Annotated in this window: 17 protein-coding genes; 7 read left to right on the forward strand and 10 right to left on the reverse strand. The window is 45.4% G+C overall.

The features are described 5' to 3' along the window. Positions 1–65: 65 nt before the first annotated feature. From GXP69_RS01225 to GXP69_RS01235, 3 genes are read left to right on the forward strand one after another with little or no spacing between them, the layout of a single operon-like run. Positions 66–446 (forward strand): phage holin family protein, encoded by a 381-nt coding sequence (locus tag GXP69_RS01225; protein WP_235925523.1) that lies wholly within the window; start codon positions 66–68, stop codon positions 444–446. After that, positions 443–1,057, forward strand: coding sequence for a hypothetical protein (locus GXP69_RS01230; RefSeq protein WP_163911297.1), 615 nt, complete (start codon positions 443–445; stop codon positions 1,055–1,057). The genes GXP69_RS01225 and GXP69_RS01230 overlap by 4 nt, the downstream gene beginning before the upstream one ends. Next, on the forward strand, positions 1,047–1,814 hold the full coding sequence (locus tag GXP69_RS01235; RefSeq protein ID WP_163911300.1) for a geranylgeranylglyceryl/heptaprenylglyceryl phosphate synthase: 768 nt from the start codon (positions 1,047–1,049) through the stop codon (positions 1,812–1,814). Before GXP69_RS01230 ends, GXP69_RS01235 begins: the two co-directional genes overlap by 11 nt. Here the strand turns inward: GXP69_RS01235 and GXP69_RS01240 are convergent. From GXP69_RS01240 to panC, 7 genes are all read right to left on the reverse strand, one after another. After that, positions 1,797–2,720: an AraC family transcriptional regulator gene (locus tag GXP69_RS01240; RefSeq protein WP_163911303.1), complete on the reverse strand. Its 924-nt coding sequence runs from the start codon at positions 2,718–2,720 to the stop codon at positions 1,797–1,799. The genes GXP69_RS01235 and GXP69_RS01240 overlap by 18 nt on opposite strands. 159 nt (positions 2,721–2,879) lie before the next feature. Continuing rightward, positions 2,880–4,019, reverse strand: coding sequence for an acyl-CoA dehydrogenase (locus GXP69_RS01245; RefSeq protein WP_163911306.1), 1,140 nt, complete (start codon positions 4,017–4,019; stop codon positions 2,880–2,882). A gap of 269 nt (positions 4,020–4,288) precedes the next feature. After that, a complete protein-coding gene (locus GXP69_RS01250) occupies positions 4,289–4,963 on the reverse strand; it encodes a zinc metallopeptidase (RefSeq protein WP_204281877.1) in 675 nt (224 codons plus the stop codon). 11 nt (positions 4,964–4,974) lie between these two features. Continuing rightward, positions 4,975–5,466: a D-glycero-beta-D-manno-heptose 1-phosphate adenylyltransferase gene (gene rfaE2, locus GXP69_RS01255; protein WP_163911308.1), complete on the reverse strand. Its 492-nt coding sequence runs from the start codon at positions 5,464–5,466 to the stop codon at positions 4,975–4,977. Continuing rightward, positions 5,450–6,493, reverse strand: a complete 1,044-nt coding sequence (locus tag GXP69_RS01260) for a lysylphosphatidylglycerol synthase transmembrane domain-containing protein (protein ID WP_163911311.1) — start codon at positions 6,491–6,493, stop codon at positions 5,450–5,452. Before GXP69_RS01260 ends, rfaE2 begins: the two co-directional genes overlap by 17 nt. A 9-nt stretch (positions 6,494–6,502) precedes the next feature. After that, on the reverse strand, positions 6,503–6,850 hold the full coding sequence (panD, locus tag GXP69_RS01265) for an aspartate 1-decarboxylase (protein WP_163911314.1): 348 nt from the start codon (positions 6,848–6,850) through the stop codon (positions 6,503–6,505). A 95-nt stretch (positions 6,851–6,945) separates the two neighbouring features. After that, positions 6,946–7,797: a pantoate--beta-alanine ligase gene (gene panC / locus GXP69_RS01270; RefSeq protein ID WP_163911317.1), complete on the reverse strand. Its 852-nt coding sequence runs from the start codon at positions 7,795–7,797 to the stop codon at positions 6,946–6,948. 134 nt (positions 7,798–7,931) lie between these two features. On the opposite strand from panC, the gene GXP69_RS01275 reads away from it, so the two are divergent. The 3 genes from GXP69_RS01275 to glmS all read left to right on the forward strand — a co-directional run bounded on the left by GXP69_RS01275 (position 7,932) and on the right by glmS (position 12,030). Then, complete coding sequence (locus GXP69_RS01275; RefSeq protein WP_163911319.1) at positions 7,932–8,741, forward strand: glycogen/starch synthase; 810 nt, start codon at positions 7,932–7,934, stop codon at positions 8,739–8,741. Beyond that, entirely contained in the window at positions 8,725–10,107 is a 1,383-nt protein-coding gene (locus tag GXP69_RS01280) for a DUF4270 family protein (RefSeq protein ID WP_163911322.1), read from the forward strand. The genes GXP69_RS01275 and GXP69_RS01280 overlap by 17 nt, the downstream gene beginning before the upstream one ends. Positions 10,108–10,194: 87 nt before the next feature. Continuing rightward, a complete protein-coding gene (gene glmS, locus GXP69_RS01285) occupies positions 10,195–12,030 on the forward strand; it encodes a glutamine--fructose-6-phosphate transaminase (isomerizing) (RefSeq protein WP_163911325.1) in 1,836 nt (611 codons plus the stop codon). 69 nt (positions 12,031–12,099) lie between these two features. Here the strand turns inward: glmS and GXP69_RS01290 are convergent, their stop codons facing one another. Then, a complete protein-coding gene (locus GXP69_RS01290; RefSeq protein WP_163911328.1) occupies positions 12,100–12,723 on the reverse strand; it encodes a hypothetical protein in 624 nt (207 codons plus the stop codon). Between the two features lie 30 nt (positions 12,724–12,753). Continuing rightward, positions 12,754–13,437 (reverse strand): 3-hydroxyacyl-CoA dehydrogenase family protein, encoded by a 684-nt coding sequence (locus GXP69_RS01295; RefSeq protein ID WP_163911331.1) that lies wholly within the window; start codon positions 13,435–13,437, stop codon positions 12,754–12,756. A 46-nt stretch (positions 13,438–13,483) separates the two neighbouring features. On the opposite strand from GXP69_RS01295, the gene GXP69_RS01300 reads away from it, so the two are divergent. Continuing rightward, positions 13,484–13,864 (forward strand): RidA family protein, encoded by a 381-nt coding sequence (locus tag GXP69_RS01300; protein ID WP_163911334.1) that lies wholly within the window; start codon positions 13,484–13,486, stop codon positions 13,862–13,864. Positions 13,865–14,348: 484 nt separating this feature from the next. On the opposite strand, the gene GXP69_RS01305 is transcribed toward GXP69_RS01300, so the two are convergent. Then, positions 14,349–15,374, reverse strand: coding sequence for a YihY/virulence factor BrkB family protein (locus tag GXP69_RS01305; RefSeq protein ID WP_163911337.1), 1,026 nt, complete (start codon positions 15,372–15,374; stop codon positions 14,349–14,351). Positions 15,375–15,519 lie beyond the last annotated feature (145 nt).

Raw genomic sequence — 15,519 nt, forward strand, 5'->3', positions numbered from 1 at the left:
ACTTTACGTAAATAATTGAATCTACCTGCGTATACACTGTAAGCACTAAAAAGCACAATAAAACTATGGCAATGCAAGATAACGGTACACGAGAAAAAAGCACCAATATTATAGAGAACCTGATGGGTTATATTGATACCCGCATCGATATTATACGACTGGAGATACAGGAAAAGCTGAAGGCTACGTTTGTGAATGTGGTGCATGGTGTGCTGCTTGGTTTTTTTGCTTTTTTGAGCCTTATATTTCTGAGCATTTTCCTTGGCCTGTTGCTAAACCACCTTCTGGACAGCTCTTTCTGGGGTTTTGGCATCATCGCTTTATTTTACATTGTGCTGTTGGTAATACTTGTAGTTGGCTTAGATAAAAAGATGTTCCAGGGCATGGCCGATAAAACTTTTGACAACACAATTTATAAGACCGATAAACGAGAAGAATCTATATGAGCGACGTTAACAATCCTTTGTTCGATAACCAACGGGAGTTTCTGGAGCGCCAGAAAGAGGAATATAAAAATGCCCTGATGGGTGATGTGGAACAGATCAAAACCCAGGGGCAGCAGATAGGCAAGAAAGTAGCCATTGCCGGTGGCGTTGTTGTAGCAGGCTTACTGCTGAGACGCATGTTTAGTGGCGGTAAAAAAAAAGCCCCAAAGGTAGCAAAGGCAAAAAAAGGTAAAACCACTGCTAAAGACAATGCCAAAAGCGCAGGAACTATACCGGTGTCGCACCCAATTCCGGACTATGACCCTGTTGCCCACAGAACAGTAACAGACTTTACTGCTGAGCACACTGCTTCGGAAGAGTTCAGAACGGAAACCGGCAAGCAAAAGAAACAAAAGAAAGCAGGGTCGGGGCTGGTTAAAACCTTTATGGATTCACCGTTTGCCCGCCAGATGATGCAGCAGGGCGTAACTTTACTTGTTGCTTACATAGCTAAAAAGGCAGCAGACCGCATGCAATCTGAACCTGAAAATAACGATATTGCAGCAAAGGCTGTTCCGGCTACCGAAGCAGACCCAGTTGTAAAAAGCGCCTCAGAAAAGCATGCCATTTAACAACCTTAACCAACCGCAGCAAAGCAAACGCACAGGCAGAAAGCATTTTGCCGTTTTACTGGACCCTGATAACTTAAACGAAGCCAGTTGCCTGCACCTGCTGCAGCTTAGCGAAGCCAGCCACGTTGATTTCTTTTTTGTAGGTGGCAGTTTGATTACAACCGAGAACCAGGCAACCATCATTCAACTTATAAAACAGCATAGTCGCATTCCGGTTATCCTTTTCCCGAGCAACAGCCTGCACATCGACAAACAAGCCGATGGCATTCTGTTGCTTTCTTTAATTTCCGGCCGCAACGCCGATTTCCTGATCGGCCAGCACGTGCTTTCCGCTCCCATACTTAAAGCCAGTGATTTGCAAGTGTATCCTACCGGCTACATGCTGGTAGATTGTGGCCGCCAGACAACAGCATCATATATGAGTGGCACTACGCCCATCCCTTACGACAAACCAACTATAGCCAGCTGCACTGCCATGGCTGGTGAGTTGCTTGGGTTAAAGTACATGTATCTGGATGGTGGCAGCGGTGCCTCTAAACCAGTAAGTGCGGAGATGATTACTGCCGTGTGCGAATCCGTAGAAGTGCCGGTTATAGTTGGCGGCGGCATTAATACACCAGAAAGGGCTAAAATAGCGCTCGATGCCGGCGCCGATGTAATTGTAGTAGGCAACCACATAGAAAAAAACCCCGGCTTTCTGGCCGAGGTTTCTTCTGTAATCAATACGTATAATCTTGCTTTAGATATTCATCGCTGATTCGCGGCGACGCATCTTACCGGCAGGAATACCGAACATCATCTTAAATCTGCGGCAGAAGTAAGCCGTATCTTTGTAACCAACTTCTTTACCAATCTCACGGATGCTCTTCTTGGTAGTTCTTAACAAGAACACGGCACGCTCCATACGCTGGTACTCGATGTAATCCTGTGGGTTAATACCGGTCAGCATTTTGAAGTACTGGCCTACATAATCCTCAGATACGTTCGCAACGTTAGAAAGCACCTTGTTAGAAAGATCGCCACCTAAGTTCTCCTTAATGTAGTTGAACAGGTCTATCAGGCGTGGATCTTTGAAGTACGTGCTGTTGGTTGCCAGCTGCTCCACAAACATTCTGTTACGAAGGATGTGACGCACGATCTCAACTACAATATTCTCTGTGTAGATATTGATCAGACGCTCTTTACCTGGCAGCTCCTGCATGCTCTCTTCCACCACTTTAATCACCAGGTTGGCCAGCTTGTTGTTTCCTGAGATCAGGAATGCAGGCACGTCTAATGATGCAAAGAAGTTTACTGAATCGAACACTTTTGCTTCGAAGCTCACAAAGCTGTGACTTTCTTCCGCATCACCTATCAGGTCAAGGTCGCTGTTGTTCTTAAAGAATTTCTCTTTATTCGTGATCAGGTCGTCGTTAGAGATAACCTTCCCATCTCCAGAGCCATACTTAACGCGTGTGCTACGGCCACCCGGAATAAACAGCAGTTCCCCCTCTTCTACCTGTTGTTCCTCTTCGCCGTAAATTATACTCCCCTTGTGGAGCAGTATCAGGTTGTTGCCAACATCGTAGTAGTTGCGAACCGTAAATGGTTGTTGCAACACCAGATTCTTAGCCTTAATGAACCGCACCCCAAGCGATTCAATAATTTTATTGTAATCTTCCATTGTGTAACCAACTAACTTTTTATACTATAAACCCGTTAATTTTGGCTTAAAGCTAAGACTAATCTTTATAAAATTCAAATTAATTTTTAAAATAAATTTTAATTCGAGAAAACCTATAAATAGCCTAAGCTGCACACAAACACATTTTTACAGCTAAATCTACTTTAGCAGTTCTCTCGAAATTACTATTTTCTGTATTTCAGAGGTCCCTTCGTATATCTGTGTGATTTTTGCATCGCGCATTAAACGCTCTACATGGTACTCTTTCACGAATCCGTAACCACCGTGAACCTGAACGGCTTCAACAGTTGTTTCCATCGCCACTTTTGATGCAAAAAGTTTCGCCATAGCTCCCGACTTGCCATAGTCTGCGTGAGAGTCTTTATCGTAAGCAGCCTGTAAGCATAACAAACGGGCAGCTTCGATGTTTGTAGCCATATCCGCCAGTTTAAACTGAATAGCCTGGTGCTTTGCAATCTCTACACCAAATGCTTTACGCTCTTTAGCATACTTAACAGCCAGCTCATAAGCACCTGAAGCAATACCCAACGCCTGCGAAGCAATACCAATACGGCCACCAGCCAGCGTAGACATCGCAAACTTAAAGCCGAAGCCGTCTTCGCCGATGCGGTTTTCTTTAGGCACTTTTACATCCGTAAACATAAGTGAGTGCGTATCAGAACCACGGATACCAAGCTTATTTTCTTTCGGACCGATCTCGAAGCCTTCCATGCCACGCTCAACTATAAGCGCGTTAATACCACGGTGGCCTTTTGCAACATCTGTCTGGGCAATTACCAGGTATACAGAAGCTGTGCTACCGTTCGTGATCCAGTTTTTGGTACCATTCAGCAGGTAGTGGTCGCCCATATCTATAGCTGTAGTACGCTGCGATGTAGCATCAGAACCTGCTTCCGGCTCCGATAAGCAGAATGCACCAATGATTTCGCCGGTAGCAAGGCGAGTCAGGTATTTCTGCTTCTGCTCTTCGCTACCATATTTCTCAAGACCCCAGCAAACAAGCGAGTTGTTCACCGACATTACCACAGAAGCAGAAGCATCTACTTTAGAGATTTCTTCCATAGCCAGCACATAAGAAACTGTGTCCATGCCGCCGCCGCCATACTTAGGGTCTACCATCATCCCCAGGAAACCCAGCTCACCCATCTTTTTGATCTGCTCTGCCGGGAATTTCTGATGCTCGTCGCGCTCAATTACACCAGGCAATAGCTCTGTTTGTGCAAATTCGCGGGCAGCTTCCTGCACTGCTAGGTGCTCTTCTGTTAACTGAAAGTTCATATTTTTATATATCAGATTAAGGTAAAACGATAACTTTTCGGGTGCAAAACTATAAAATACAGCAATATAATTTTAACATGAATGGTAATAATTGTTTATAACGATGCAATTATACTGCAGAGGGGATAACATTTAGCTGTGTTTGCCACAAATAGCACTCAGAACCAGCGGCTCTGTGGCCATGATATTCAACTATACGCCTGTAAAACAGAAACGCCACCCATACCATAAGTAGAGGTGGCGTTTTATATATTATAAACTATAGTTCATTAGTCGCGGCGGCCCATTAACAGAGACGCATAGTATAATAAGGTGGCTAATGAACCAAGTGCTGCTACTACATAGGTCATGGCGGCCCATTTCAGTGCATCTTTTGCCATGCCATATTCCTTCTGCGTTACAATTCCGTTTGAACTGATCCAGGCAAGTGCACGCTTACTGGCATCAAACTCTACAGGCAACGTTACAAAACTGAACACAGTTGTTAGCGCGAACAATGCCACACCAATTGCCAGCGGAACAGGAGTCGTCTGCAGCATCAGGATACCGATCAACAGGATCCACTGCATATAACGTGAGGCGATGCTTAACGCCGGCACCATTGCCGAACGGAACTTAAGGAAACTATATGCTTTGGCGTGTTGCACCGCGTGACCGCACTCGTGTGCTGCCACAGCTACAGCAGCTGCGCTTCGGGCATCGTACACGTACTCACTCAGGTTTACTGTTTTATCAGCAGGGTTGTAATGGTCTGTCAGTTTACCGGCTACGGATATTACACGCACATCGGTAATGCCGTTATCGGCAAGCATTTGCTCGGCAGCTTCGCGGCCGCTCATGCCAGAACTTAACGGTATTTGAGAATATTGTTGAAACTTACTTTTTAATCGCCAACTCACAAGCCAGCTTGCAAGCATCATGGCAATCATTATAATCCAGATCATGGTTCGTTAGTCTATGGTTGTTTTAATTGTTTCTCTATTTTCTTTACAATGTTTGTAGTAGAATAACCGGTAACAAGCGGAACTGTTTTTACCTGCCCACCGGCTGCCTGCACTACATCGTGCCCTACGATTTGCTCCACACTATAGTCATCACCTTTGACCAGCACATCCGGCTGCACGGCTTTAATTAACTCTAAGGGAGTATCGCTATCGAAAAGCACTACTGCATCTACAAACAAAAGCGATGCCATAACCCGCGCACGTGACATTTCGTCCTGTAGCGGGCGGTCGGGACCTTTAATACTGCTAATTGAGCGGTCTGTGTTCAGGCCAAGTACTAATTTATCGCCAAGTTGTCGTGCTTTTTCAAGATAATCTACGTGCCCGAGGTGCAGCAAGTCGAAACAACCGTTAGTGAAAACGATCTTCTGCCCCTGGCTGCGCCAAGCCTGTAGTTGCTCCAAAAGGCCGGGTAAACTATAAATCTTATCGGTTGAGTTCATGCTTTGTTATAGTTTCGGGTTCGGTAGCTGCTGCCATAGTTGGCTTACGCAACATGCCTGCTATAAAACTAAGCACTCCCATTAAAACTACCAAAAGCGTTTGAGAAGTATGTGCCAGCAGCGCATAAGCCATACCGGCCTCTTTAGGCACGCCATAAAGCAACAAAGTGGCCTGCACCAGCAAATGGTATACCCCAACTCCGCCCTGCACCGGTGCCGCCATGCCCAGGCTACCTACTACCAATACAGATAGCGCAGCGCCATAGCCCAGGTGACTTGTACCTGGCAGCGCATAAAAAACGACCAGACTCGAGCAATAGTACATCAGCCACACAAAAATTGTATGTCCCCAGAAAGCAGTCTTGTTATCAAGCTTGGTTATACTAAGTATACCCTGCAGCATGCCCTTTATAAATTGCACCGCTTTCTGGATAAATACATTGCTGCGCAGCTTACTTAGGTAACGCAACCCGATCAGCAGCAAAGTTATAGTCATAACCAGCATAATAGAGGCCAGCCAGTAAAGCGACTGCATTGTTTGCTCCAGGTTACTGTACTTGTCGTTGAGAAGGCCCCAGAAAAAATCTTTAATCTGGTTAAATTCGGAAAGAAGCGTAATGGTAAGGGCGGCCAGCAGCATGAGTAGGTCAACAAAACGCTCGGCTATTACCGTACCAAACCCTTTGTTTACCGGCAGGCCATCGGAGCGGCGCAACATACTACAACGCACTACTTCTCCCATGCGTGGCAACACCAGGTTGGCTACATAGCCCACCATCATGGCATTATAAGTATTTGCTAAAGAAGGATTGTAGCCGGTAGGCCGTATCTGCATTTGCCAGCGGTAGGCACGGCTCAGATAGGCAGCTACGCCAGTAAGCAGCGACAGCAGCACCCAGCCATAGTTGGCATTCTGCAGCTCTGCCCATAGTTTCTCAAAGTCAAGCTCCTTTAAGGCATACCACATTAAAAATGCAGACACACCAAGCAGTAAGCCGTACTTGAGAAAAGAGAGCAGTTTTTTCATGCAGGCATGTTAAACCAGGCGATTATGCTGATCCGGGAAAACTAAGGTTGGTTTATGCGCTTTAGCTTCCGCAAACGGAATGCTGCAATAAGAGATCACAATTACAATATCGCCTACCTGCACTTTGCGTGCGGCAGGGCCATTTAAGCAAACGGTACCGGTTCCGCGTTCACCTTTTATTACATAGGTCTCGAAGCGCTCGCCGTTGTTGATGTTTACGATGGTAACTTTTTCGTTCTCCACCACATTGGCGGCATCCATCAGATCTTCATCAATCGTGATGCTGCCCACATAGTGCAGTTCAGCTTGGGTTACCTTGCAACGGTGAATCTTGGATTTTAAAACCTCAATATACATGGTTTGTAACTAAAATAAAGCGCAAAGTTAGGTAATTGGCAGCAGATATTCTATGAAACTATAAGCCTGCCCTCCCTTACTTCACTTTTAACAATTCATACCTCACTAAGATTCACTACCAGGTTATCGATCAGGCGTACCGGCCCCACAAAAGCAGCAATACATAAAGCTACCTCTCCTTCGGTTATCTGTTCTACGGGTTGCAGGGTAAGCGGATCGGCAATTTCGAAATACTCCAGCTCTACTTCAAGTTTGCCTTTTAAGTACTCCGCTACTGTTGCTTTTATAGCTGCGACAGGCTGTGTTCTGAGCTGAGATTTTGCCAGTTCCAGTACATCGTGCAGGCTAACGGCGGTTTCGCGCTGCGCTACATTCAGGCGCTTGTTACGCGACGACATGGCCAGCCCGTCTGCTTCGCGCACAGTTGGGTAACATACCAGCTCAATATCAAAGCCAAGCCCTAGTATAAGCTGCCGAACTATAGCTACCTGCTGCAGGTCTTTTTGCCCGAAGTAGGCCCGGTGCGGCTGCACCATGTTAAATAACTTGCCAACTATAGTTGCCACGCCATTGAAATGCCCCGGGCGCATCTCCCCTTCCATTACCTGTTCCAGCTTACCGAAACTAAACTGCAACATAGTGTGTTGTTGATATATAGCTTCCGGACTTGGAGAGAAGATAAAATCGCAACCGGTGGTTTGCAGCAGCTCTATATCGGCATCTAATGTGCGCGGGTATAGTTTATAGTCTTCGGGGTTGTTGAACTGCGTAGGGTTAACAAAAATGCTGCACACCGTAATGTCGTTATCTTTTACTGATGCACGCAGCAGTTGCAGGTGGCCTTCGTGCAGGGCACCCATAGTTGGCACAAAGCCTATGCTTTTGCCGCTGCAGCGCAATGCCTGCATTGTTTCGCGAAGCTCGCTTACCTGCGTAATTACTTGCATATGTTGTGGTTCAGTGTTGAAACTGTAAAAGCCGGCAAAAGTAAGTCACAGCAGATAAAATTGAAAATCAGAATAAAAAATACTAATTTTGCACGTCCCAATACTGTTGCTTTTTAATTTTTAATTACAAACTCATGTCTAAATTGCGAATCCTTTACGCGGCCACCGAGATCCTTCCCTTCCTTCAAACCACAAAAGTAGCAGAGTTTCTGAATACGCTGCCACAGGCTATGCAGGAAAGAGGTATGGAAATCCGTATTTTTGTGCCGAGATTCGGTATCATCAACGAGCGTAAGAATCGTTTGCATGAGGTCGTGCGCCTTTCGGGCATTAACATTGCCGTTGGCGACGATGAGAAACCACTGGTAATCAAGGTGGCTTCTATTCCGAATGCCAAACTTCAGGTATATTTTATCGACAACGAAGACTATTTCCATAGAAAATCCGTTTTCGTTGACAAGAACAACAAATTTCACCAGGATAATGACGAGCGTGCCATCTTCTTCTGTAAGGGCGTGCTGGAAACGGTGAAAAAACTTGGTTGGGCTCCGGACATTGTGCATTGCAACGACTGGATGACCGGTTTAATACCAATGTACCTGAAAACAACTTATAAAAAAGACCCGATCTTTAAAGACTCTAAGTCGATGTTTACGGTGTATAACCATAACTATACCCATAAATTTGACGGCGACCTGGCTGAGAAAGTAAAAATGCTGGATATTGACGACAGCATGCTGGGCCACCTGGAGTCTGCCGATATCGACAGCTTTATTAAGATTGGTATGGAGTATGCTGACTCTGTTATTAAAACAAACGAAGATTTCAGCGAAAATATCAATGCACTGTTCAGCGACTTTAATTCAAAGAACATTAGTACAGTTAGTGCCGACGATACCCTTTTAGATTCATACTATAACCTGTATAATGAACTCAGCCGTTAGAAGATTTACCTTATTCTTCTTTTCACTTGCTTTACTTGCATCCTGCGAAGACCCATCTGACATAGGCTTAGACCTACAAGACGAAAACCAGATCGGAACTTTTTATACCGACACCTTAACCATAAACTCCGGCACTGTGCTGCAAACAGACTCTATCCTGTCGTTTAACCAGGATCGTGCTGTGCTGGGTGGTTACCTGGACCCGGTTGCAGGAAGTGTAAAGGCTGCTATATTTACAGAGCTTGCATTGGGAGGGAATGACCTAAACTTTGGTGAGAACCCGCTGCTTGACTCTGTTACCCTTACACTTGATTATGATCTAATCTACGGTGGCGTGGGCCAGCAGCTTTCTTTTAGCGTGCACCGCTTAACAGAAGGCTTTCAGGAAAAAGCATCTTATTTTACAAACTCATCCATCCCATACGGCAGCTCGCTGGGTAGCATAACCTTTAAGCCGGAACTTTTAACTGAAATTGTAGATACAGCTAATAAAACAGAGCGATCATTTTACAGACTGCCTAAACTGCACCTGGACCGGGCATTCGGGCAGGAACTGCTGAACCAGTCAAACAAGGATCCGCTTAAAAACCAGGTAAAGTTTTCTCAGTACCTGAAGGGCCTAGCTATAGTTCCGACAGAAGCATCACCGCGTGTACTAATAGCGGCAAACCTAGGCAGCAACTCAAAAGTTGTGCTTTATTTTAAAAACGGTACCGACACTACCCGTAAATCGCATACTTTCTTCTTTAGCGGCAACGGAGCCAGAGACTTTTCACGCATTACCGCAGACCGTACCGGCACCGCCCTGGAAAACCTGCAGAAAAACGCATTTCTTCCATCAGAAGCTGTTAATGGCGAGACGTATCTGCAGTCCAGCACGCAACTGTTAACCAAGCTTACTATTCCGCATCTGGATAAGCTGAAAGAAAAGTATGGCAACATTGTGATAAACCGTGCAGAACTGGTGCTGCCAATTAAGAACGGCACGACCAACACCATAAAGCCGCCATCCAAGCTGGCTATGTACTATGCTAATGGCAACCGCATCAAAGAAAATTCTTCCGGAATAGAATTAACTGTACCCAAAGACCTGGCATTTGCCGTAAACTCTAATAACTACCCGGCGGAACTTACATATAACACCAAGCTAAACCAGTACACAGTTAACCTAACTGCTTATGTACAGGCTATCCTGCTTGGCCAGCTACCTAATAGTAGCATTATAGTTGCACCGGCCAGATTCTCTGCTGCAGGCACCACAGGGGCAGCTTCTGTATCAAGAGAAATCGTACCCTACAGAGCCGTACTTAGCAATACTGCTGAAAGAGGCATGAAACTGCGCATCTATTTCTCTAAATTAGACTAGATAATTTACCATTAAATATTTTTATCAGGTACCTTTGCGGGCACCATTATTTTGCAGTATCGATTATAGTATTTACACAACAGACTTATGTGCGGAATTGTAGCATACGTAGGACATAGAGAAGCTTGTCCGATAGTAATTAAGGGCCTGAAAAGACTGGAGTACAGAGGATACGACAGCGCTGGTGTTGCCCTGATGAATGGTGACCTGAATGTTTACAAGAAGAAGGGGAAAGTAAGTGACCTGGAAGCGTTTATCGCTGACAAGGACGTGCACGGCAACATCGGGATGGGACATACACGTTGGGCAACACACGGTGAGCCTAATGATGTAAATGCACACCCGCATTATTCTACTTCTGGTAAAATCGCCATCATCCACAACGGTATCATTGAGAACTATGCATCCCTTAAAACGCTCCTGATCGAGAAAGGGCATACGTTCCAGTCTGATACTGACTCTGAAGTTTTCATTAACCTGATTGAAGATATTCGTAGCACTATAAACTGTACTTTGGTTGAGGCTGTGCGCCTTGCCCTGCATGAAGTAGTAGGTGCTTATGCTATAGTTGTATTGTCAAAAGACGATCCGAACCAGTTGGTAGCAGCCCGTAAAGGCAGTCCGCTAGTGGTAGGTGTGGGCGAAGGAGAGTACTTTTTTGCTTCTGATGCAACGCCCATTATAGAGTACACGAACGATGTGATCTACCTGAATGATTATGAGATCGCAGTAGTTAAAGATGGTGAACTGGACATACGCACTAAAGAAGACGTAAAGCAGACGCCTTACATCCAGCGCCTTGAAATGGAACTGGAATCTATAGAAAAAGGAGGCTACGAGCACTTCATGCTGAAAGAGATCTACGAACAGCCACGCTCTATCCTGGATAGCATGCGCGGTCGTATGATTGCGGAAAGCAACCACCTGATGATGGGCGGTATTCGTGAGTACGAGAACAAATTTGCAAATGCAAACCGCATACTTATAGTTGCCTGCGGTACTTCATGGCACGCCGGCCTTGTGGCTGAGTACCTGATAGAAGACCTGGCACGCATCCCGGTTGAGGTGGAATATGCTTCAGAATTCCGCTACCGCAATCCGATTGTAAACGAGAACGACATTGTAATTGCCATTTCTCAGTCTGGTGAAACAGCGGATACACTGGCAGCTATAGAACTGGCTAAGTCGAAGGGTGCCACTATTTTCGGTGTTTGTAACGTAGTTGGCTCCTCTATAGCACGCGCTACTGATGCAGGTGCTTACACACACGCTGGCCCTGAAATCGGGGTGGCATCTACAAAAGCTTTTACAGCACAGGTAACAGTTCTTACGCTTATTGCCATGATTATTGCCAGCAAGCGCGGAACTGTGGAAACTTCTAAGCTGCACCAGTTAATGGCTGAGCTGGAGCAGATACCAGCTAAAGTAGAGCAGGCACTGCAGTTAGATGCACAGATTCAGGAGATATCAGCTATCTATAAGGATGCAACTAACTTCCTGTACCTGGGCCGTGGTTATAACTTCCCGGTTGCATTGGAAGGCGCCCTGAAACTGAAAGAGATTTCTTACATACACGCAGAAGGTTACCCGGCTGCTGAAATGAAGCACGGTCCGATTGCCCTTATTGATGAGCACATGCCGGTTGTAGTAATTGCTACAAAAGACAGCTCTTATGAGAAGATCGTATCGAATGTGCAGGAAGTTCGTGCCCGCAAAGGCAGAGTGATTGCTGTTGTTACAGAAGGCGATACAACTATACCTGCAATGGCCGACCACGTGATCGAGATTCCGGAAACGAGCGAGCACCTGATGCCGTTGTTATCGGTTATTCCATTGCAGTTGCTGTCTTACCACATTGCGGTAATGCGCGGTTGCAACGTTGACCAGCCACGTAACCTGGCCAAATCAGTAACAGTGGAGTAATTTACACTTACTATAAAACAGAAAAGGAGACCCAAACAGGTCTCCTTTTTTTATGCGCTATAGTTTAGGTTAGAGTGATTTGTAGCTTAATGTATTCAAAACCATATCTAAAAGCTTCTGGTCTTGCTCAACATAGGTACTGTTGATCATAGTTAAAACCAGTATGCCTTCATCTTTAGCACCATAAGCAGCTACCACATAGGTCTGTTCATCCCCCTTATAGTGTAGCGTAGCCATTTTACCTTTCAGCACCTGACCCGATACCAGTTTTTTCTCAAAGCTTTGATCTTTTTGGGTATAGCCATAGTTTATGCTTTCCTTAATAACTTCCTGCAGCATCATATCTACTAAAATGCTCGGGTTAAGGCCATTATATTTCTGAATCAACACACCGCTGCCATGTGCAGTCATAATAGCTAATTGCTCAATATTATTATCCGGAACAGATTTCGAAACAGAGAACTCCTTTGGGTAATTGAGCGAGACAACATCGTCTTTATAAAAGAGAACATCCTTTTGTTTCAGCTCGATCTTAAGCTGTTCACCTTTTGCAGTTTTGAAGTCAACGGGTTTCCCAAGGTCAATGTCTACGGCTTTACCATTAATAAGCAATTGGTAATTTGATGACTCCTGTGCAGCACAATAGGTAGCAAAAGAGAAAAACAGGCAGGTAGAAAGTAAAAATTTGATCATATAAAATTAAGTTTGAAAAATCGAGGTGGCCTATAGTTCAAACTTCTCCCCTTTCAGGAATTTAGTTTTCAGCAGCGGGCAAACTTTGTAGCGCTCTTCTTTTGTGTCGTTGTACACGGCCTGCAGTACGTTGTACACATTGTCTATGCCGATAAGATTAGCCCATTCAAAAGGGCCTTTCGGGTAGTTGGTCCCTAGTTTCATACCCAGGTCAATATCTTCTTTGCTGGCAGTGCGCTCCTGCAGGGTATAGCAGGCTTCGTTAATGATCATGCAGATAATGCGAGGCGTAACCATACCTACCCGGTCTTTTACAACCAGGAACTCTGTCTCCAGCTCGTTGCAGATCTCTATCAGCTTTGATTCGGAGCGCTTGTTATAGAGGCTAACCTCCAACACCGGCCGGTTGAAAAGAGACGGAAGCCCATTAAAGCCAATTAATGTGCAGGGCTTTTCTACGCCTGATTCCTTAACGAGTGCAGCTAACTGTATGGTGGCAGCATTGCAGAAAACAACTTGCTCAGGGGCATACATACTCAAGCGTTCAGGCTGCTCGTGCAGCAAAAAGTCGAAAACCACATCCGATGGCTCTAACTGTTCGTCGGTAATGTTGTGGCTCTGCAGAAACGAATAGTGGATGCCATCACCCGTATCCGGAAACTTTTGCCTGAACTCTTCGGCCATCTGTGGGCCGGCCAAAACAAGTATGCGCATAAATCTGTACTTTTGATGGTAAAGATAAACATTTAACTTATTCAGAATGGCACATACTATCGTTAACTCACAAAATGCTCCGGCTCCGATCGGGCCTTATAGCCAGGCAACTATGGCCAACGGCGTACTTTATGTTTCCGGCCAGATTCCGCTAAACCAGCAGACAGGCGAGCTGGTAAGCGGCAGCATCGAAGACGAAACGCACATGGTCATGAAAAACCTGCAATACATCCTGAACGAAGCTGGCATGGATTTCAGCAACGTAGTTAAATGCAGCATTTTTGTAAAAGACCTGAACAACTTCGGTAAGATAAACGAGACTTACGGCAGCTACTTTACCAGCAACCCACCTGCCCGCGAAACCGTGGAAGTTAGCCGCCTGCCAAAAGATGTGAACGTAGAGATTTCCTGCATTGCGGTGAAATAGGTCTTATAGACAAAAGATATTGTGACAAAGGACAAAAGACGAGCGAACTATAATTCTGCGTCTTTTGTCCTTTTTTGTCTAAATCGGGATTTACAGGGTTAATGGATTTGCAGGATTTAGGCCTTTGCTGTAGTTCAAACTATAGTTCTATAGTTGCTTCATTATTGCTGCCGCGGATCTGCGATCCGTGACTTACCTACCATGTTGGATTTGCAATCCAACTGGCCCGACAGGGACAGGCAATTCCGCTAGTGCTGGCTATCGTTCTATAGTTGACGTTAGTCCAACCACCTCTTACCCTCCTTGTCTAAGGCGGGGAATTTCCTCTGCTACTGCTATAGTTGAGATTATAGTTTTATAGTTTGCATTTTAACTCACCCCTGCCCTTCCCAAGAGGGGAATCACTGCCTTTTCACTGTTTTAACTATAGTTCTCTCAGAGCTTTATAACTTATAAACTTTCTAACTTCCGAACTTTCAAACTCTTAAATATTGGCTCCCTGGGTTGCTTCATTTTCATCCACTTCTGTAGCTGCTTCGGAAATAGCTTCTTCACCATACACATCTTTGGTATGTTTTCCGGGCTCTGCGTTTACAGCTGAGTTACCTACTTCTATTTCCTGCCTGATGACGCGCACCGCATAAGTAGCCGGGTAAATGTTGTGGCCGTACTTGCGGGAGTACACAAACGTAAAAACAGCCCCGAAAAAAATGATCTGCGAGGTAAAGAACACCCAGGTTAAGATCAGCACTACCGAACCAGCCGCCCCGTAAACCGATGCCACATCGTTCTTGCCCAGGTAAAAACCGATCAAGCCCCTAAACAGCGAGAAAAGTACAGCTGTAACTATAGCTCCCACCCACACATCGCGCCACTTAATTTTGGCATCGGGCAAAAACTTATAGATACAGCCAAACAGGAAAGTCATCATTACCAAGGCAGACACCAGGTTAGCGAGGTGCAGAATATAGACTACCCATCCCGAGAGGCGCACAGTCAAAAAATCGCCTATTATAACAAGCACCGTATTCGCCAGCAAAGAGAGCAGCAGGATAATGGCAATCGTCAGGATCATCCCGAAAGAGAGTATTCTGTCTAAAACGAGCTTCAAGAATCCGCGCCTCGGCTTTGGTTTTACAGACCAGATCTCGTTGAGTGAATCCTGTAACGATACGAAAACGCCTGTAGCTGCAATAAACAAGGCCGCACCACCAACTATAGCTGCCAGGTTAAAGTTGCCGAAGGCATTTACGTTCTCCACCATTTTCTGTACCGAATAAGCGCCCTCCGCTCCAATCAGCTCCTTAATCCTATAGTATATCTCGCCCGAAACCACCTGCTCCGATAAAAAATAACTTCCGGCACTGATAATGATGATGATCATGGGCGGAAGCGCGAAAATGGTATAGTAGGCTAGTGCGGCCCCCTTCTGAAAAGAGTTGTTATCTAGGAACTCAAGCCATGTTTCCTGGAGCAGGCACCAAACCATGTGTAGCCGCTTACGTACCATGCGGGTAGCTTTTAAAACTGCATACTAAGCAGATACGCAAATGCCTGATATTGTTTGTACTTGCCCTACTCCTATTAAAGAATAGCCTGCAGGCAAACCAGCCATTTTAGCTTACTATTCCATAGTTTATTTTGTAAATTGCGGC

The sequence above is a fragment of the Pontibacter burrus genome, assembly GCF_010686685.1.
In the GTDB taxonomy this organism is placed as follows: domain Bacteria; phylum Bacteroidota; class Bacteroidia; order Cytophagales; family Hymenobacteraceae; genus Pontibacter; species Pontibacter burrus.